This window comes from Micromonospora aridisoli (assembly GCF_056150025.1).
In genome coordinates this window covers 1-576 of record NZ_JAXCFK010000109.1, presented here as the reverse complement: position 1 = coordinate 576, position 576 = coordinate 1, and the positions used below count along the sequence as shown (strand labels likewise).

The following is a 576-nucleotide window of genomic DNA, read 5'->3' as shown; positions in this document are numbered from 1 at the left end:
AAATTTTTTCTTTACCATTTCTTTATGAATCTCTACCGCTAATTTATTTCGCGCTCGGAAAAAATTACCTGATTTAATCTCACCACGAACAAACTCAACCTTACCCGGAATATCTTCAATACGGCGTTCAGTTTGAAAATTAAAATCATATTTACTGTAAAAAGTTTCAGTTTGTTTTTGTGCCGGGGTAATTATTGCGATTCGCTCAAAATCAACCTTTTCAATCAAGACAGTGGCCCAAAGCTTTGCAGCTGGCGATAACAGCGCTAATTCACCTAAAACTACATCTTTCGAAATTTTCTTTCCTTCAGCTTTGCCTTGATCAATAGCAAGGCGAAGTAACTCAATAAAATCAAACTTTTCAACCAACATAATCGCCTTCCTATTTACCCTTAATTAATAATTCAATTTGCTTTAATGCCATACCGGATTTAACTTGCTCTGTACTGAACCGTAAAACTGTAAAACCCATCATTGCTGCAGAGTTGTATTTCTCCATATCCCCTATATAGCCCTTGCCTCTTGTATGACGGCCTCCGCTCCAGATCCCGCCTTCTACCTCAATCAAAATTTTTG

At 37.3% G+C, this 576-nt stretch carries 2 protein-coding genes; both read right to left on the bottom strand.

Annotated elements, in window-relative coordinates; translation table 11 throughout:
• A partial coding sequence (locus tag SM447_RS29610) for a hypothetical protein (RefSeq protein WP_474576157.1) occupies positions 1-372 on the bottom strand: 372 nt, incomplete at its 3' end.
• A 10-nt stretch (positions 373-382) separates the two neighbouring features.
• On the bottom strand, positions 383-576 hold a 194-nt coding region (locus tag SM447_RS29605), incomplete at its 5' end, for a hypothetical protein (protein WP_474576156.1).